Raw genomic sequence first — 18,758 nt, forward strand, 5'->3', positions numbered from 1 at the left:
GTACAGCTTAATAGCAAACGCATTCATTCCCGCCGAGTACCGCTTATTCTATGCTATAACTGACCAAACCTCAATGAGAAAGGATGTCGAGTTATGGAAGATCGTGACAGTCGGCAAGTGCGGGAAAATCGGGATGGTCGGAGAGGTTGGGAAGGGTTCGAGGGGCGCGATGACCAGGAAGTGCGAGATGACCGCGTTGGGCTTGAGGGGGGTGGTGGGCTCCAGGGGCGTAATGGACTCCATGGAGATGATGGGCTTGAAAGGCGCGATCAGCTCGATGTACGCGTACGCAATGGGCTCGAACAACATGAGCGCGATGATCAGGAAGTGCGAGATGACCGCGTTGGGCTTGAGGGGCACGATGGGCTCGCGGGGCGTAATGGACTCCATGGAGATGATGGGCTTGAAAGGCGCGATCAGCTCGTTGTACGCGTACGCAATGGGCTCGAACAACATGAGCGCGATGATCAGGAAGTGCGAGATGACCGCGTTGGGCTTGAGGGGCACGATGGGCTCGCGGGGCGTAATGGACTCCATGGAGATGATGGGCTTGGTTGGCTTGATGGGTGCAATGCACTCCATGGGCACGATAGGCTCGATGAGCACAGTGGGCTCGAGGGTCTCCATGGGCTCGATGAGCTCGATGAGCGTAATGGGCTCGGGGGGCTCCATGAGCGCAATAGACGCAATGAGCGCACCGGCCTTGACGGTTGTAACGCCCAGCCTCAGACTACCCATTTATCGCCAGAGCAGCTACGTCAATTCAAGGAGGAAGGCTACTTAATCGTGCGGGGCTTGTTCAGCGGCGAAGACGTGCGAGCGATCCGGGATACGTTCATGGCGATCCAGACCCGTGGCAAGCTACCGGGTTACTTCGAACCCGCTAGCCCGGAGGAAGCAAACGGCGATCCGCTTCTGCTGTATCCGCGCATTCTGTATCCGCACCGGGTACTCGCGCTTGCCCGCAAGTACATGCTCGATCCGCGCGTCGTCAATGTTCTCGCCGAACTGATGGAAGAAGAACCGCTTGCCGCGCAGAGCATGTTCTACTTCAAGCCCCCGGGATCGCGCGGTCAGGCGCTGCATCAGGACAACTACTATTTGCGCGTGGAACCGGGCACCTGCATCGCCGCGTGGACGGCAATCGACGCATGCGACCAGGAGAACGGCGGCCTTGTCGTCGTACCGAACACCCAGCGCCTCGACATACAATGCCCGCACGAAGCCGACCCCGCCGTCTCCTTCTTCCGCGACGAGGTCGACGTGCCTGAGGGCAGCGTTGTTGTGCCGGCGAACATGCAGGCGGGCGACGTGCTGTTCTTCAACGGGAGCACCATTCACGGCTCCTACCCCAACTACTCTGCGGATCGCTTCCGCCGTTCGTTCATCTGCCATTACGTCGGCGAATCAACGCTGCGGCTCGGCCACCATATCCACGACGACCTCCACAACCGGCATGGAGACATCATCACGGTGCAGCGGAACGAAAGCCCCGGTCCGTGCGGCGTAGCGTTCGAAGGAGCACCGCATTAATGCGGATGGGAAGGGCGGCTTGACATGAGCCTACAGGCAAGTTACGAGGTTACCGCGAGCATTCCATGAGCTGGTTTGCTCATGGAATGCATTCGCTGCGGGGCATGGTGCGCTTTCCCCCCAGTATTCTTGTCTTCTCGGCAACTTCGCGGGCGAAGCTGACCGGTCCAGGGCCGAATTCCTGCTGCGGCGGCAACTTTCCGGGCGAACCTGAATGGTCCAGAGCCGAATTCTTGCTGCGGCGGCAACTTTCCGGGCGAGACTGAACGGTCCAGAGCCGAATTCCTGTCGCGGCGGCAGCTTCGCTGGCGAACCTGAACGGGCCAGGGCCGAATTCTTGCTGCGGCGGCAACTTTCCAGGCGCGACTGCCATGCTCAGGACCGAGTTCCTGTCGCGGCGGCAACTTTTCGAGCGAACCTGACCGGTTCTGAGTGGAATTCCTGTCGTAGCAGCAACTTTCCAGGCGAGACTGCCATGCTCAGGACCGAATTCCTGTCGCGACGGCAACTTTTCGAGCGAACCTGACCGGGTCTGAGTGGAATTCCTGTCGTAGCAGCAACTTTCCAGGCGCGACTGCCATGCTCAGGACCGAATTCCTGTCGCGGCGGCAACTTTTCGGGCGAACTTGACCGGTTCTGAGTGGAATTCCTGTCGTAGCAGCAACTTTCCAGGCGCGACTGCCATGCTCAGGACCGAATTCCTGTCGCGGCGGCAACTTTTCGGGCGAACCTGACCGGTTCTGAGTGGAATTCCTGTCGTAGCAGCAACTTTCCAGGCGCGACTGCCATGCTCAGGACCGAATTCCTGTCGCGGCGGCAACTTTGCGGGCGAACCTGACCGGTTCTGAGTGGAATTCCTGTCGTAGCAGCAACTTTCCAGACGCGACTGCCATGCTCAGGACCGAATTCCTGTCGCGGCGGCAACTTTGCGGGCGAACCTGACCGGTTCTGAGTGGAATTCCTGTCGTAGCAGCAACTTTCCAGGCGCGACTGCCATGCTCAGGACCGAATTCCTGTCGTGGCGGCAACTTTGCGGGCGCGACTGCCATGCTCAGGACCGAATTCCTGTCGCGGCGGCAACTTTGCGGTCCGTATCGGGATCATTTGCCCCAGAATTCCTTCCCGCAGGCAGCTTTTTGCGGCCACTTGAGCGCTGCGGCCCGAAATTCCTTCCCGTAGGCAGCTTTTCGCGGCCACTCAGGCGCTGCGACCCAGAATTCCTTCCCGCAGGCAGCTTTCGCGGCCACTTGAGCGCTGCAGCCCGGAATTCCTTCCCGTGGGCAGCTTTTCGCGGCCACAACTTCCTCGACGGACCAGGCCGGGTCGTGCGCGCGTAATGCCTGTCCCGGGCTACCTATCGCTTGCCGCGGCAGCCTACACCGCGCGCGATGCCCTCCGCGCTCCGCATCAGTCTTCGCCTCCCATGCAATGCTCTCCATGCTCCACATCAGCCCACGCCTCGCACTGCGCGGTGCTCTCCGCGCTCCACATCAGCCCACGCCTCGCACCGCGCGATGCTCTCCACACACCGCATCAGCCCTCGCCGCGTGCAATACTCTCGCGCGAGCCGCAGCGGCGCATCCAACGCCAAACCGGGCCGCCGAAAAAATCGGCGGCCCCGCGGCCCGGCATTCGCCGCTCCCTATCCTCCGCCCGCTTCACGGACGCCTACTCGCGGAACGTCGCCTTCACCGCTTCCAGGTATCCATACCCGTACAAATCATCCGGCTGCAGGTAGCTCGTCTCCGTCCATTCGTTCCAGCTGTTGACGGTGATGAGCGGCGGCTGACCCGGATGTCTGTCGGCGTACGCCTTGGCCAACTCCAGCGCCTGCTTCACGTTGGCCGGCGTATTGTTCTTCACGACGCCGGGCCGGAATTCCTGAAACCGCGGATTGTTGTCCCAGCCGATGGACACATGCGGGAAATACGGGATGTCGTAGGTCCGGTCGATGCGCTCCCATTCCCGGATGACGTCCTCCATGATGTCCCCGTAATCGCGGTCGATGTCGGCAAAATGCACGTATTGATAGTGGGACATGCTGTCGAATCCAAGCAGCTTGACCACTTCGCTCGTCGTCGCCGCTTTGCCGCCGTCGACGCCGCTCAGATTGAAGCTCCGCTCGCTCCACATCGTCAGCTGCAGATGCAAGCCGGGAAGTCCCTCTTCGACCGCACGGTCCCGGAACCATTGGAACGCCTCTTTCGTCGCTTCGGCGCCGCCAAGGCCCTTCATGAGATTGGCCAAATCGTAGATCATGAACACCGGCTTCCCGTCGATCGTGTAATACGACAGATGCTTGAAATACTCCATGATCAGCCGGTTCGCGATCCGCTCGAACTCGGGGCGGTCGACCGCCGCTTCCCAGATGACCGTATCCTGCATATGCGACAAGCGAATGTCCCACGTATGATTCACGTCATGGTTCGCCCACATCAAGTAGAACTTCACCCGGTCGTTGTTCCTTGCCTTCAGGTAGCCGTTATTCAGGCATTGCTCCAGAAAAGGCCGTTTGTCGTACCAGTACCAGTCGTAGATGAACACGTTGACCCCGTGATCCGCCGCGGCGTCGATCTGCATTTCCATCACGTACGGATCCGCTTCGTTGACATAGCCCCACAGCGGCTTCCGCGGCCAGTTATGCTCCGGATACTTCTTGACGGCGTTCTTCACCGACTGCCATTCGCCATAGCCTTCGGGCCAAAACATGCGTGTTCTCGGTTCGTCGCCCGTATAGGCCGGCCAGACATATGCGGCTACGTCGTAGTTTTGCTCTTTGCTCAATGGACACCCTCCTGATTTCCAACATATCCATGCGATTGGCTTACTGCCGGTACCGGCCTTCAAAGCAGAGAAGCGTTATCCCTTCACGCTGCCCATTACGATGCCTTTCATGAAATACTTCTGCAGAAACGGATAAATGGCCAAAATCGGCGCGGCCGCGATGAAGATCTGCGCCGACTTCAGCGTCCGGTCGGACACCTGCGACAGCATCTTGAGCTCCTCCGGCGTGGCGGTCGTGAACAACGACATGTCGCGGTTGACGATAATCGTCTGCAGGTAGGACTGCAGCGGATAATGATGCGGCGAGCTCATGAGAATAAGCCCGTCGAACCAGGAATTCCAATGGCCCACGCAGGTGAACAGCACGAGCGTCGCGAGCGCCGGCTTCGAGAGCGGCAGATAGATCCGGCCGAGAATCGTCCAATGGCCCGCGCCGTCCATGAAAGCCGATTCCCCGATTTCCTTCGGCAGCTGGCGGAAGAAGTTCAGCAGGATGAGCACGTTGAAGATGGGCACCGCCCCCGGCAGAACGAGCGCCCATACCGAATCCATCAAGCCCAGCTGCTTGATCGTCATATACCACGGAATGAGGCCGCCGCTGAAAATCATCGTGATGAACAAGTACCACGCATAGACGCTCCTTCCGTACAGGTCGCTGCGTTCCTTCGACAGCGGATAGGCCGCGCAGACCGTCAGCAGCATGTTGACCGAGAGGCCGATCGCGACGCGCTTCAGCGTAACGAGGAACGAGTCGAGAAACTGCGGGCTGTTGAGCGCGTATTTATACGAGCTCAAATTCATGTCGACCGGCCACAGCGTGACCTCGCCCGCCGCCGCCGAGGTGCTGCTGCTGAAGGACACGGCCAGCACATGGATGATCGGGAAGATGCAGAGCAGCGCGCAGGCGACAAGGAAGACGTAGTTGGCGCTTTCGAATATTTTGCCGCCCAAGGTCCGGTGATGCATAGGATTCGCCCCTTTGTCAGAATATGCGGTAGCCTGCGAACTTAGAGGCAAGCTTGTAGCCCGTGACGATGAACAAGAACGACACGACCGATTTGAACAGCCCGACCGCGGTCGCCACGCCGTATTGGCTGTTCAGCAAGCCGATCCGGTAGACGAACGTATCCAGTATGTCGCCGGTCTTGTAGACGACGGGACTGTACAGGTTGAACACCTGCTCGAAGCCGGCGTTCAGTACGTTGCCGAGGCTGAGCGTCGCCATCAGCACGACGATCGGCATGATGCCCGGAACCGTCACGTGCAGCACTTGACGGAACCGGCTGGCGCCGTCCATGACGGCGGCTTCGTAGAGCGTGCCGTCGATGGACGTGATCGCCGCCAAATAGATGATCGTCCCGTAGCCGAACTCCTTCCAGACGTCGGTCCCGACCAGGATATACGGGAATAATTTCTCATTGGCGAGGAAGAAGATCGGCTCGAGCCCCATCCCCTTCAGCATGAAATTGATGATTCCGTCGGCCGGCGACAAAATATCGACCAGGATGCCCGACAGGATAACCCAGGACAAGAAATGCGGGATATAAATCAACGTTTGAATGGTCCGCTTCACGAAGCTGCGACGGATCATGTCGAGCAGAATCGCGAAGACGACCGGCACGAGCAGCCCGAAGACGATTTTGAGCAGCGCGATATAGATCGTGTTCCAGAGCACGTGCATCGTCTCCGGCATCGCGTAGACATAGTCGAAATTGTCGAGACCGACGAACTTGGAGCCGAAGAACCCTTTCGTCGGATTGTAGTTCTGGAACGCGATCAGGATGCCGACCATCGGATAGTAGCTGAATACCGCGACCAGCGCGATGCATGGAAGCAGCATGAGATGCATGGGAAGCTGCTGCCTGAGTTTGGCCGCGGCGCGCGCGCGCTTGGCGCCGCCGGCAGGGGCCACGGATTGTCGATTCGCCATTCCCTGTTACACTCCCTAAACGTTAATAGCCGGCGGAACGGCGAATGCGTTCATCCGTTCGGCCGGCTTCCTTGCCGTATCGCCGCGCAGCTTGCGCTTACTTGGCCGCGTTGACTTCCTTCGTAATGTCGTCGCCGCCGAGCTTCTTCCATTTCGTTACGTACGAATCGAATTCATCGACGGGCGCCTTGCCCATGATGATCTTCGTGAACGTCTCGTCGCGCATCTGCTTGAGCGTGGCGCCCTTCTGCGTGGCCGATTCCGTATCCGCTTTGATATAGCCGTTCTGCTGGAACAGATTGTTCGTATTGTAGTAGTCGATGACGCTGAACGCGCTGTTGTCCGGACCGGACCAGGCATAGGCGCTCCAGAGCTTGTTGTCGCCGTTCTTGTACTGCTGGATCTGCTCGACGTTGTCCTTGACCCAGTAATTGTCCGTCGCCGACTGGTCGTTATCCTTGAAGAACTTGTTCACGCTCTGATGGATGAACAGGTTCTGCTGCGGATAGAACGAGGTCATCGTGGCCAGCTGGAAATTCTGGTCCGGCTTCGTGTCCTGCTCGCCGTTCTTGCCGTGGTACGCGGGATCGAAGTTCGGGCTGAGGGCAGGATCCTTGTCGTAGAAATAGTTGTACAGCTTGATCGCCGCTTCCGGATTCTTCATGTTCTTGTTGATGACGTAGAACGTGCTTGCGGAGCCATTAATCATCGGCTTGGCGGGGTCGCCGTCCGCGGAGACGATCGGGAACGCCTGCCAATCCGCCTTCGGATCCTTGTTCTTCGCGTCCTGCAGCGGATAGAACGGCAGGTAATGCTGGCCGAAGATCATGCCCACCTTGCCGGCCGTGACCGATTCGGCGACCTTCGCGGAGTCCTTGACCGAGAACTCCTGATCGATGTAGCCGTTCTTGTACATCTCCGCCAGCTTGCCGAGCGCGGTCTTGATCTGCGGCTGCACGCCGCCGAAGACCAGGTTCCCCGAGCCGTCGTCGACCCAGCCGTTCGCGTAGCCGTGATAGCTTTCGAAGAAGCCGTCGAGCGTCGCGAAGCCGCCGAGCAGATCCTTCACGAGCCCGAGGCCGAACGTGTCGTTCGCGCCGTTCTTGTCCGGATCGTTCTTCGTGAACGCTTCGGCGAGCTTCATGACGTCGTCCATCGTCTTCGGCGGCTGCAGGCCGAGATTGCTCAGCCAATCCGCCCGGATCCAAATCATCGACGCCCCGTCGATCGCCCCGTTCAACTGCGGAAGCCCCATCAGCTTGCCGCCGACGGTGGCCTGATCCAGGCCGATGTGCTTGTCGGCTTCCATCATCTGCTTCGTGAAATCGGACGCGTTGTCGTCGAACAGCTTCGTAATGTCCATCGCCACGCCGCTGTCGACCAGCATCTTGAATTGGCGCGCGTTGGCGGGAATGATGTCCGGCAGATCGTTCGCGGAGATGGCGACGTTCATCTTCTGCTCCATCTGCGCGCCCGGCACGGTCCACAGGTAATTCACCTTGATGCCCAGCTCCTTCTCGTAGCTGCGCGTCCAAATATTATTAGTAACCACGTCGGCCTGGATGGCGACGGCTTTCTGCACCTGATCGCTCAGGCCCATGACCGAGGTAACCGTTATTGGCGGGTTGTAGACGCCGTTCGAATCGCCTGCATTCGCGGCGGTTGCGCCTCCGGCGTTGTCTGCCGCCGTCTGGTTCGCTTGCGTATTCGCCGCGTTCCCCGTATTGGCGGCGCTTTCATTATTCGACGCCGCATTGTTTCCGCATGCGGAGAGTGCCAGGACGGCTGCCGTCAGAACGGGAAGTTGAAGCAGTTTGACGTGCTTTTTATTCATGCGCGATCCCCTTTTTCGATCCATATTTACAGCGGCCGCTGTGACTTTATTATAGAAAGCCGTGAAGCGCTTTCATATCATCATTTCTTTACGGGAAGGAATCATTTTTTTACCTGCAGCGCGTCCCGGTATTCCTGCGGCGCCTGGCCCGTCAGCTTCTTGAAGGACCGGGCGAAGTTCGAGGCGGAGCCGTAACCGAGCGAGGCCGCGATGTCGTTGATGCGGATCTCCGGATCGGCGAGCTGCAGCCTGGCCCGCTCCAGCCGGACGTTCTGGACGAATTCGGACAGGTTAAGCCCCGTCTGCTGCTTGAAGAACCGCGACAGGTACGTCGGGTTGAAATGAACGAGATCCGCGAGCCTGACGAGCGATATATCCTCGTGCAGATGCGCCTCGACGTAGGCTTTGACATTGGCGACGATCTCGTGCGACCGGTCCTCCTGCTTGTCGGTGCGAAGCATCTCCGCGCCCTCGCCCCAGCGGTGCTCCAGCAGCAGCGCAAGCGAGCGATTCGTTTCTCCGATCCGCTCCCAGACTACGGCTTCCGTGCCGACTACGAAAGAAACCGTCCGCCCGAGCGTTTCCTTGGCCGCCCGCTGGATCGTTTCGAGCGTCTCGCGGATGAACAGCCCGGTCTGCGCCTCCCGCCGCTCGTCGGGCTCGGACTCGCCGTCCGCCGGATTCGCCTGCATCAGCCATGCCATCGGGCCGGCGCCGGAGGAGGCAACCATGACGCCGGTCACGAGCGGCGCGAAATAGCGTTCGGCGAGGAGGCGAAGCGTCTCGGCCGCCGCCTTCCCGGCCATGTAACCGGACGGAGACGGCGGAAAGGCCGCATCGAAGCGGCCGACGGCCAGCCAGAGCGGCTCCGCCGGCCGCAGCGGCATGCCGAGACCGAGCAATGACAGTTCTTCCGCGAGGGCGGCGCCGGCTTCCATCTCTCCGCGCAGGGCGGCCGCGAGCAGCTCCTGCAGCGTCGTCTCCTGCAATGCGCGCAGCCGCTCTTCCGCCTCGGCGACCAGCGCCTCGGCGCGCAGCGAGCGTTCGATCTCGGCGATCGTCTGCTCGACCGCCTCCCGTACCCTGCCGTATCCTTCCGTCTTGAGGATATACCGGACGGCGCCGTATTCCATTGCGCGGTGCGCGTAGTCGAATTCCTTGTACCCGGTCAGGAAGATGACGCGGCACGACGGCCAGCTGCGCGTCACGCGATGCAGCAGACCGATGCCGTCCAAGCCGGGCATGCGGATGTCGGAGATGAGGATATCCACCTTCATCCGGCCGAGCAGCTCGAGCGCTCCTTTCCCGGAATAGACGCGGTGCACATCCATCTCCCGCTCGCCGCCGTCCTTGAATTCTTCGTACAGCCCGTCGGCTATAATCGGCTCGTCATCGACGATCAACAGCGTATACATCGTCATCCCCCTTGCTTGATTCGATGGTTTCGGCAGGCGTCTCCAGCCATATCGCGACCGTAACGCCGGACGACCCGCTTGCGATGCGGAGCCCGCTTCCGGTGCCGAGCAGCAGCCGGATGCGCCGGTGGATGTTGATCAAGCCGGTCGCTTCCGCCTGCCCGTCCGCTTCGCTATCGGACGCCAGCCTGCAGAGCAGTTCCTCCGGCATCGGCGCGCCGTTGTTCGCAACCTCGATGCGCAGCCCGTCCGGCTCGGGAAGGAACCGGACGGACAGCAGGCCGTTCTCTTCGAGATGCTCCAAGCCGTGCTCGAATGCGTTCTCGATGATCGGCTGAAGAATCAGCCGCGGCACGATCACGCCCTCATAATCCGGCGGCAGCTCGTCGAATTCGACGCGGATGCGATTGAAGAAGCGCCGGGACTGAATGTCGCAGTACGTCCGCGCGTGACCGACCTCCTGCTCCAGCGTCACCTCGTCCGACGCGTTCCGGGTGACGAATTGGAAGTATTCGCCAAGCTGAAGCTGGAACTTCATCAGCTGCTCGTATTCGCCCCGTTTGGTCATCGTGTACAGAATGAAGAAGCTGTTATACAGAAAATGCGGGTTGATCTGAGCCTGCAGCTGCTTCAGCTCCGCGCGCTGCACCATGATCGTCTGCTTGTAATTCTGGTCGATTAGCGACCGCAGCCGCCCGACCATCGAGTTGAACCGGTCGTAGAGGAAGCCGAACTCGTCCTGCATCCGATGCCCGATCGCGAAGTCCATGTCTCCGTTCTCCAGCCGTTTGAACCCTCGAATCAGCGTATAGAGCGGCATTCGAATGAAGCGGAGAATCGTCAGCGAGAACAGGATGATGATCAGGAACACGGCGATGGACAGCAGCCAGAACAGCAATTTGTATTTTCCCAAGCCGGCGAACAGCGAGCTCTCCGGCACGTAGTTGACCAGGGTCAAGCCCAGATAGGGCGACGTATCGTAAATGTAGAGGAATCGTTCTCCGTTGATCCGGAGCGAGCCGCTGCCTTTGCCGCCGCTGACCGGCCCGGCCAGCGAACGGATCCGCTCCTGCGTGGCAGACGCCGGTATGCCCGAGATCAGCAGCTGCTTGCGCGCGTCGAGCAGGAACGAGCCGCTGTTCTCGTTCGCGTTGAACTGTTCCAGCGACGCCTTGAGCCGCGGGAGCGAAAGCTTGATCATCACGGCATAGAGCGGCTGCGGGCTCTGCTTGCTCGAATTCGGCGGAAAATACGCGTTCAGCAGCAGCTGCTCATGGGTGTAAATCAGCTGCGCGGGCGTTGTGCCGTCGAAGTAGGCCATCCGCTGCAGGTCGCCGGCCTGCAATTCCTCGATGCTGCCCTCCGCGGGAATCGTCCGTCCGATCGACGGAATGATAGCGATTACATTTTCGATGTAGTTGCTGCCGTTCTTGATCGCGCTCAGCCGCTGCTGCAGCTTGTTGAGATAATAGCCGCGCTCGTAATTGTCCATGAACGGCACGTTGTTGGCCAGCATATTGATGTCGTCGTTGTACAGCGTATCGGACTGCACCAGCTTGAGGCCTTGAATCTCCTTCTCGAGCTTGTCCAGGTAATAGGACATCTGGGAGGCCTTCGTGTTCAGCATCTCCCGCTTGATGGCGGTCACGCCCCAGTTGTACATGCTGATGCCGATGCCGAACAGCGGCACCATGATGATCAGGAAGGTCAGAACCAACCGGATAAAAATCGATCTTCGCCAGAAGCCGAATACGTTCAAGGGCATCTTCCTCCTCGGATGTTCTCTCCCTATTAAGCCATAAGTCGGGGAGAAACACATCCTGCAGTTTCCGAACATGCCAATAAGAGGAGCCGCGTCCCGCGCGCTCCTCTTATTCTCTTCCGCATTCGCCTGCTTGCGTAATCTGTCTCGGCGATCGCCTTGTCCGTGCGCTCCCTTTGCGCGATGCCCATGGTGGGTGGGGCGTGGGGCGGCAGCGGCCTTTCGGGCGCTGCGGCTCGGAATTCCTTCCCGTGGGCAGCTTTTCTCGGCCATTCGGGCGCTGCGGCTCGGAATTCCTTCCCATGGGCAGCTTTTCTCGGCCATTCGGGCGCTGCGGCTCGGAATTCCTTCCCGTGGGCAGCTTTTCTCGGCCTTTCGGGCGCTGCGGCTCGGAATTCCTTCCAGTGGGCAGCTTTTCTCGGCCTTTCGGGCGCTGCGGCTCGGAATTCCTTCCCGTGGGCAGCTTTTCTCGGCCTTTCGGGCGCTGCGGCTCGGAATTCCTTCCCGTGGGCAGCTTTTCTCGGCCATTCGGACGCTCCCAATTTAGCCCCAACTTTCCCAGTAGACACAAATAACCTTACGCACCTGCCGCAGAATGGCGAAAAAGTGAAAAGTTGCTATACGAGCATCTTTATTCGCCTCAGATCGGCAAAAATGCCGGTAAAGCTGCTGTTCAAGCAACTTTTCCAGCCACGGACCGGCAAAAATGCTGGTAAAGCTGCTATACGAGCAACTTTTCCCGCCACGGACCGGTAAATATGCCGGTAAAGTTGCTATTCGAGCAACTTTTCCCGCCTCAGACCGGCAAAAATGCAGATAAAGTTGCTGTTCGGGCAACTTTCCCCAAACTTTCCTTGCGCCGCTGCAGCCTATTCCTCGCACCTAGGTGAGGTGCACTTACCCTGCCCTGGCATCCCGTCAAGGACGGACGATCGTGCCGTCCGCCTTCCGGTCGATCGGGTACGGCCGGTGGTAGACGCTCGCCGTATCCGAAGCGCGCAGCAGCTTCGCCGCCTTCTCCTCGTCGATGTCGATGCCGAGTCCCGGCCGTTCGTTCGCGTACAAGTGCCCGTCCCGCAGCAGCGCATGCCCCGGGAACGCCTCCAGCTCCTCTTCCCGGAACGAATTCTCTTCCTGGATGCCGAAGTTCCAAATCGCCATGTCGAGATGCATGGCCGCCGCCTGGTTGACCGGGTCGTTGTCTCCGCCTTCCTGCCAGGCCGTCCGGACGCCGTAAACTTCCGCGAGCGCCGCGATTTTGCGGCAGGCGGAGATGCCGCCTCCCTTGGACACGCGGACGCGGATATAATCGATCAGCCGCTCTTGAATAAGCGGCAGCCATTCATGCGGGCTCGTGAACAGCTCGCCCATTGCCTGCGGCGTCGTGCTCTGCTGCCGGATCGAGCGGAACCAGGCGATCTGTTCGGGCGGAAGCACGTCCTCCAGGAAGAACAGGCGGTACGGCTCCAACCGCTTCGACAGGATGACGGCCCCCTGCGGGCTCAGATGCTCGTGCACGTCGTGCGTGAATTTGGCCTCCGCGCCGAACCGCATGCGGAGCTGCTCGAACATGCCCGGTATCGCTTCCAGGTAGGTTTCCTCGTCGAAGACTGCTTTGGCCGGCCATGCGTTCGTCGGCCGCTTCGCCCTGGCTGCGGGAATGAAGCCTCCCCCGCCGTAATCGCCCAGCTGGCAGCGGACGACAGTATAGCCTTCTTCCATGTAGCGGGCGACATCCTCGGACAGCTCCTCGATATCCTTCCCGCTCGCGTGCGCGTAACAAGGCACCGCGGATCGGCACGGTCCGCCGAGCAGCCGGTGCACCGGCATGCCGGCTTCCTTCCCCTTGATGTCCCACAGCGCCATGTCGATCGCGCCGATGGCGGTCATGAGCGCGGATCCGTTGCGCCAGTAGCCGCTCTGGTACATCGACTGCCAGATGTCTTCGATCGCTCCGGCATCGCGTCCGATCAGCGTCGGCGCGAGCAGCTCCTCGATGACGGCGGCGACCGCGCCCGGATTGAAATGGTCGTTCGCCGACCCGATCCCGTGCAGCCCGTCCTGATCCGTCTCCACCTTCACGATCGTCCAGCTCGCGTCATGCCGCGTGCGGATCAATCGGATTCGTTTGATTTTGGCCATGGCTAGAACCCCCCGGTTTGTTTTCCTGCAATAACGGACTTGCTCGGCCCGAACGGGCAAATAGGCCGCTCTCCAGGCGGCCTCTTCCGCGATGATTCGCGGTTACTCTTCTTATGCTTACGAGTGTTCAGCAATTACATCGCGATACTCGCGTCCGGCCTCTCGATCGTCGCGAACACGCTTCCTATGCTTGCGAGTGCGCGGCAACTGCGCCGCGCTGCCCGCGCCCGAGCGCGAACATTCGCGTTCGCTTCCCGGCTGCTTCTCCACTAGTTCGCGGCCGCTCCTGAGTTACTTCGCGGTTACGCCGTAAAAGCCTGCTCCCCAACCCGCGAACATTCACGGCGGTTTCCCGGCTGCTTCTCCACTAGTTCGCGGCCGCTCCTGAGTTACTTCGCGGTTACGCCGCAAAAGCCTGCTCCCCAACCCGCGAACGTTCACAGCCGTTTTCCGGCTGCTTCCCGCGCTTCTCCACTAATTCGCAGCTGCTCCTGAGTCACTTCGCGTTTACGCCGGCAAAAGCCTGCGCCCAAACCCGCGAACGTTCACGGCTGCTTCCCGCGCTTCTCCACTAGTTCGCGGCCGCTCCTGAGTTACTTCGCGGTTACGCCGTAAAAGCCTGCGGCGGGCCCGCGAACGTTCGCGGGCCCGCCACCGCCTTCCGTCCCTACTTCACCATGTTCACCGGGTAATACGGCGGGATCGGCTTCGTGTAATGTTCCCGAGCGAATTTGATCTGGTTCGGCGTCCATTGCGAGTAGAACAGCCGCGTGTCATGGTCGTCGCTCAGCGCGAGCACTTCCGGCACCGTCGCCCAGTTCGTCAGCGGATAGCTCGTCGCGCGGGAGTGGTAGTTGTGCATCGTCCGGCGGCCGTGCGTGCAATCCTCCCTCCCGCCCTTGCGCGTGTGGTACGTCGTGATGTTATACAGCACCGCCGTGCCGGCCTGGCCGCGGATCGGAATTTCCTCGTACGCGTCGCCCAGTCCTTCCTTCGCTTCGTCCAGCGAACCGTACGTATGGCTGTTCGGCACCAGGCAGAAGGCCGGGCAGCATTCGTGAACGTCCGACAAGTAGTAGATGACGCACGCGTACGTGCTGATGTAGGGATTCTCGGGATCGAAGATCTTCCCGCCGATCGTGCCGTAATAGCTGATGTCGCGATGGAAATGCATCTCGCTGCTGCTCGCCCGTTCCGGCGCCACGTCGCGGAAATCGAACTGGGCGAAGCGCGCTTCCCCGAGCAGCACCTCCTGAATGAGCGGGAAGATGCGCGGGTGGCGGATGAACGTATCCATCTCCAGCGGATATTTCTCGAGCATGACGCCGGTGCCGACCGCGCCTTCGATCGGCTTATGCCACTTCTCCGGCGATTCCTTCAGGGACGTCTCGACAAGGCCGTTCAAATAATCGAGCTCCTCCCGGGTCAGCGCGTTCGGAATGACGGCGAAACCGTTCGCCTTGTAATGCGCCAGAATATCCTCTTTGGTCGTTTGAAACGCATGTGTCGTCATCGCGGCAAGCCTCTCTTTCATCAGGGAGATAATTAACCTTTGACGGAACCGAGCATAATGCCTTTGACGAAATATTTCTGCAGGAAGGGGTACACGACGAGAATCGGCACGATCGCGAAAATGATCGTCGCCGCCTTGATATTTTCCGGCTGGACGACCAGATGGCTGGCGTCGTTCAGCGTGTTCGTGTTCTGCGTCCCCATGTTCAGCATGTTGAAGTCGATGATGATCGAACGCAGCACCATCTGCAGCGGCCACTTGCTGTTGTCGCTGATGAAGAACAGCCCGGAGAAGAAATCGTTCCAATGCCCGACCGCATAGAACAGCCCGACCGTCGCGATGACCGGCTTGGAGAGCGGCAAGATGACGCTCCACAGCACGCGCAGCTCGGACGCGCCGTCGATACGGGCCGACTCCTCCAGGCTCTCCGGGATGCTCCAGAAGAAGTTGCGCATCAGGATCAAGTTGAACGGCGCGACCAGCTGCGGGATGATCAGCACCCAAATGCTGTTCAGCAGCCCGATGTTCTTGAGCAGGATGTACATCGGAATCAGGCCCGCGCCGAAGAGCATCGGAATGATGACGAGCCAGAGCAGGAACCGGTGGCCCGGAATATGCGTCTTCGACAAGCCGTACGCCCCCGTTGCCGTGAACGCCAGATTGAGCAGCGTGCCGACGACGGTGACGAACACCGTGATCTCGAATGCTTTCAGCAGCACTTTCGTATGGAAAATGTACTTGTACGGCTCGATCGTGAACGACTGCGGCCAGAGCATCATCGGGTTCTTGTAGATCTCGTGCGCCTCGCTGAAGGAGATGGCCCATACGTTCACCATCGGAATCAACGTCAACAGGCCCGCGCCGATCAGGACCAGGAAGATCAAAGCCTGCGCCCACCACGGATTCGCGTCCAGACTCTTGCGCTTGAGGAAGGATCCCTGCTCCTCCAGATGCCGAGACGGATCGACGGTTTGTTCTACCACAGCGATTTCTCCCCCATCCGGCGTATGATCGTATTGGCGGTAATGATGAGGATCATGCCGATAACGCCTTTGAACAGGCCGACGGCCGTTGCCAGCTCGAACTGGGATTGCAGAATGCCGAGCCGGTACACGTACGTATCGATGATGTCTCCTACATCATATACGGCGGGATTCAGGAACATGAAGATCTGATCGAAGCCGGCATCCAGAATGCCCGCCAGCTGCAAGCAGAACAACAGCGCGATGATCGGCCGGATGCCGGGCAGCGTCACATGCCAGATCTGCCTGAGCTTCCCGGCCCCGTCGATTTTGGCCGCCTCGTACAGCTGCGAATCGATACCGGCCAAGGCCGCCAAATAGATGATCGCGCCCCAGCCGAATTCCTTCAGAATCGCCGTAATGACGATCAGCGTCCGGAACACGTCGGGATTCGTGGTGAAATTGAATTTCTCCAGCCCCATGTTCGTCAGCACCAGGTTGATGATGCCGCTCGGGCCGATGAAGTTGTAGATGATGCCCGCGAACACGACCCAGGACAGGAAGTGGGGGAAGTACGTCACCGTCTGAATGAACCGCTTGAACCACACCTGCCGCACTTCGTTCAGCAGCAGCGCGAACAGGATCGGCACCGGAAAGCCGAACGCCAGACGGTACAGGCTGATGATGACCGTGTTCTTCAGCAGCGCCGGAAATTTCTCCGACGTAAACATCGATCTGAAATGCTCGAATCCGACCCATGGGCTGTGCATGATGCCGGTGAAGACTTTGAAATCCTTGAATGCGATCGTGATCCCGTAGAAGGGCGCGTACGTAAATACGGCAAAATAGAGTATGGTCGGCAGAATCAGCAGGTAGATGAACCGGTGCTTCCAAATCCGCGTTCCCAGCCTGCGGCTCTTATTCTTCGGCTCTTGGACCGCAGGCGCCCCCGAATAGCCGACCGGAGCGTGGCTGGATTTCGCATTCATGGCCTCATTCCTTTCCTCCTTCCGGGGCGCGCCGCGCCGGCAGCCGCAGGAACGGCGCCGGCGCCGCGCGGCCGCGTACCGGATACGTGCCCGTTAGTCGACTCCGCTAGTCGACGTAGTTCGGTTCGGATTTATTCTTCTGCATCTCGTTCACCTCGTCGATGATCTTCTGGCCGCCCGCGTCCAAATATTTCTTGTACGCAGCCTTGTACGCATCCTTCGTGAGCTTCATGTCCGTCAAGATGCTGCCGTCGACCTTCGCCATGTAATCCTCCCAGATCTGCGCGCCGATCTTCGCTTGGGTCGGGGACGTCACGGTCGGATCCTTGTAATCGTTATACGGGTTGGCAGCATATTTCTCGAACATGCTCTTGTAATACTCGAACTTGTCCTCGATCCCGGCCCCGATGAAATTCAGCTTCACCGTGTCCCAGTCCAGCTTCTCGCTCATCGGATCGATGAACTTCAGCGGCTCGATCTGGGCGCCTTTGTAGTCGGCTTCCCGCTTCTCGTCCGGAATCGGCACCTTCCGGCCTTCCGAATCGACGGTATACGTCTTGCCCTCGATGCCGTACCTTCTGAGATCGGTGCCTTCGGTCAGCGTCCAGTTCAGAAACTTGAAGAACTGATCGGCTTTGTCCTTCGCCTTCACGTTCACGTAGAAGCCCCGGTCCTGCGGGAAGACGACGCGCGTTCCGCCCTGCTCGCCTTCCGGCCCGATCAGCGGCGGCATGATCTTGATGTCGGCCGTCGGCACGTTCTTCCGCAGCTCGGTATAGAGGGACTGCAAATTCCCGCCAAGAATGACGGCCGCGCGGCCGGCCTTGAATTTCGTCTCCCCGAAGGAAGGATCCGGATTGACGCCCGCTTCCTCATCGAACAATCCGCGCTTCTTCAGGTCCTGCAGCCAAAACTTGAAGTCGATGTTCGCGTCCTGCATTTCCGGCGGAACGATCGTGTTCGGATCGTCCTTGGACGGCGCCCAGCCGGAGCTTGTGCCGAACGACGTCCCGAGATCCTTCGCCGCCCAGAATGGGACGGTGTTGCCGTGCGTCATCGGCACGATGCCCTTGCCGCTCGCCTTGATCTTCTCCAGCGCGGCCTCAAGCTCCGCGACCGTGGTCGGCTCGGCGATCCCGAGCTCTTCGAAGATGTCCGCGCGATAGTTGATGAAGAACGGAACGACCGGGTAGATCAGATTGGGCACGAAGTAGATATCGCCTTTGTCGTCGGCCATCTTCTCCCAAATCCCTGCCGGAACGGCATCCTTCACCGCCGGGTATTGGTCCAGATACTCGTTGATCTTCAAGAAGGCGCCTTGATCCTGCAGGTCCTTCCAGAACGAATCGACCGGCCCCCAGCCCCAGATCACGTCAGGCATATTGCCGCCCGCGGCCGTCGTCTTGATCGTTGCGTCGTAATCGACGACCGGAATGATCCGCACGTCGATATCGACATTGCCCTGCTTGAACAGTTCCTTCTCGTATGCGCCGCCCTTCGTGTAGGTAGCCGGTCCCCAGGTAGGCCGGGAATAGCTGAACTTCAGCGGTCCCGCGGTCCCCCCGCCCTGTCCGTTCTCCTCCGCCGTTCCGCCGTTCGCCGCGTTCCCGGACGACGCGCCGGATCCGTCGTTGTCCTTGCTGCAGCCGACGAGCAAACCGAGCAGCATCGTCGCCGCAAGCACGGCCAATCCGAGCGGCCGCAGCCGTTTCTTCCCCGTTCTCCTCTGTTCCATGTCCAGCCTCCTTCGTTGTACTTGACCAAACCCCAACCTGCAGCCCCCCTATTCGAGATCTTTGGATCGGTATGAAAGATTCCGCGTGCGGAATGTTTCATCAAGTACGAGAATGCGCTTTCATGATTGCGATGGATTCAACGTTCTGCGGTCGAGTTC

At 59.8% G+C, this 18,758-nt stretch carries 13 protein-coding genes; 1 reads left to right on the plus strand and 12 read right to left on the minus strand.

What is annotated here, in order from left to right; all coding sequences use genetic code 11:
- Positions 1-48: 48 nt before the first annotated feature.
- A complete protein-coding gene (locus GXP70_RS21235; protein ID WP_162354585.1) occupies positions 49-738 on the minus strand; it encodes a hypothetical protein in 690 nt (229 codons plus the stop codon).
- A gap of 48 nt (positions 739-786) precedes the next feature.
- Here GXP70_RS21235 and GXP70_RS21240 point away from each other — a divergent pair, with 48 nt between their 5' ends.
- Positions 787-1,533, plus strand: a complete 747-nt coding sequence (locus GXP70_RS21240; RefSeq protein ID WP_263864033.1) for a phytanoyl-CoA dioxygenase family protein — start codon at positions 787-789, stop codon at positions 1,531-1,533.
- Between the two features lie 1,668 nt (positions 1,534-3,201).
- Here GXP70_RS21240 and GXP70_RS21245 read toward each other — a convergent pair.
- The 11 genes from GXP70_RS21245 to GXP70_RS21295 form a co-directional block, all read right to left on the minus strand.
- The gene (locus GXP70_RS21245; protein ID WP_225442505.1) at positions 3,202-4,317 is read right to left on the minus strand and encodes a glycosyltransferase WbsX family protein; all 1,116 of its coding nucleotides are present in this window, start codon (positions 4,315-4,317) and stop codon (positions 3,202-3,204) included.
- Positions 4,318-4,392: 75 nt separating this feature from the next.
- Positions 4,393-5,283, minus strand: coding sequence for a carbohydrate ABC transporter permease (locus tag GXP70_RS21250; protein ID WP_162358683.1), 891 nt, complete (start codon positions 5,281-5,283; stop codon positions 4,393-4,395).
- A gap of 16 nt (positions 5,284-5,299) precedes the next feature.
- Positions 5,300-6,247, minus strand: coding sequence for an ABC transporter permease (locus tag GXP70_RS21255; protein ID WP_162358684.1), 948 nt, complete (start codon positions 6,245-6,247; stop codon positions 5,300-5,302).
- A gap of 97 nt (positions 6,248-6,344) precedes the next feature.
- Positions 6,345-8,081 carry an extracellular solute-binding protein gene (locus tag GXP70_RS21260; protein WP_162358685.1) on the minus strand — a complete coding sequence of 579 codons (1,737 nt, stop codon included), beginning with the start codon at positions 8,079-8,081 and terminating at the stop codon, positions 6,345-6,347.
- 101 nt (positions 8,082-8,182) lie between these two features.
- The gene (locus GXP70_RS21265) at positions 8,183-9,496 is read right to left on the minus strand and encodes a response regulator transcription factor (protein ID WP_162358686.1); all 1,314 of its coding nucleotides are present in this window, start codon (positions 9,494-9,496) and stop codon (positions 8,183-8,185) included.
- Complete coding sequence (locus tag GXP70_RS21270; protein ID WP_162358687.1) at positions 9,471-11,255, minus strand: sensor histidine kinase; 1,785 nt, start codon at positions 11,253-11,255, stop codon at positions 9,471-9,473. Before GXP70_RS21270 ends, GXP70_RS21265 begins: the two co-directional genes overlap by 26 nt.
- Before the next feature lie 921 nt (positions 11,256-12,176).
- Positions 12,177-13,400 (minus strand): enolase C-terminal domain-like protein, encoded by a 1,224-nt coding sequence (locus tag GXP70_RS21275; RefSeq protein WP_162358688.1) that lies wholly within the window; start codon positions 13,398-13,400, stop codon positions 12,177-12,179.
- 667 nt (positions 13,401-14,067) lie between these two features.
- Positions 14,068-14,913: a phytanoyl-CoA dioxygenase family protein gene (locus tag GXP70_RS21280; protein WP_162358689.1), complete on the minus strand. Its 846-nt coding sequence runs from the start codon at positions 14,911-14,913 to the stop codon at positions 14,068-14,070.
- Positions 14,914-14,945: 32 nt separating this feature from the next.
- Positions 14,946-15,896: a carbohydrate ABC transporter permease gene (locus tag GXP70_RS21285; protein ID WP_225442506.1), complete on the minus strand. Its 951-nt coding sequence runs from the start codon at positions 15,894-15,896 to the stop codon at positions 14,946-14,948.
- Complete coding sequence (locus GXP70_RS21290; protein ID WP_162358690.1) at positions 15,890-16,864, minus strand: ABC transporter permease; 975 nt, start codon at positions 16,862-16,864, stop codon at positions 15,890-15,892. The genes GXP70_RS21285 and GXP70_RS21290 overlap by 7 nt, the downstream gene beginning before the upstream one ends.
- A 106-nt stretch (positions 16,865-16,970) precedes the next feature.
- Positions 16,971-18,599, minus strand: coding sequence for an extracellular solute-binding protein (locus GXP70_RS21295; protein ID WP_162358691.1), 1,629 nt, complete (start codon positions 18,597-18,599; stop codon positions 16,971-16,973).
- Between the last annotated feature and the right edge of the window lie 159 nt (positions 18,600-18,758).

Origin of the sequence: Paenibacillus lycopersici (assembly GCF_010119935.1) — a bacterium.
In the GTDB taxonomy this organism is placed as follows: domain Bacteria; phylum Bacillota; class Bacilli; order Paenibacillales; family Paenibacillaceae; genus Paenibacillus_Z; species Paenibacillus_Z lycopersici.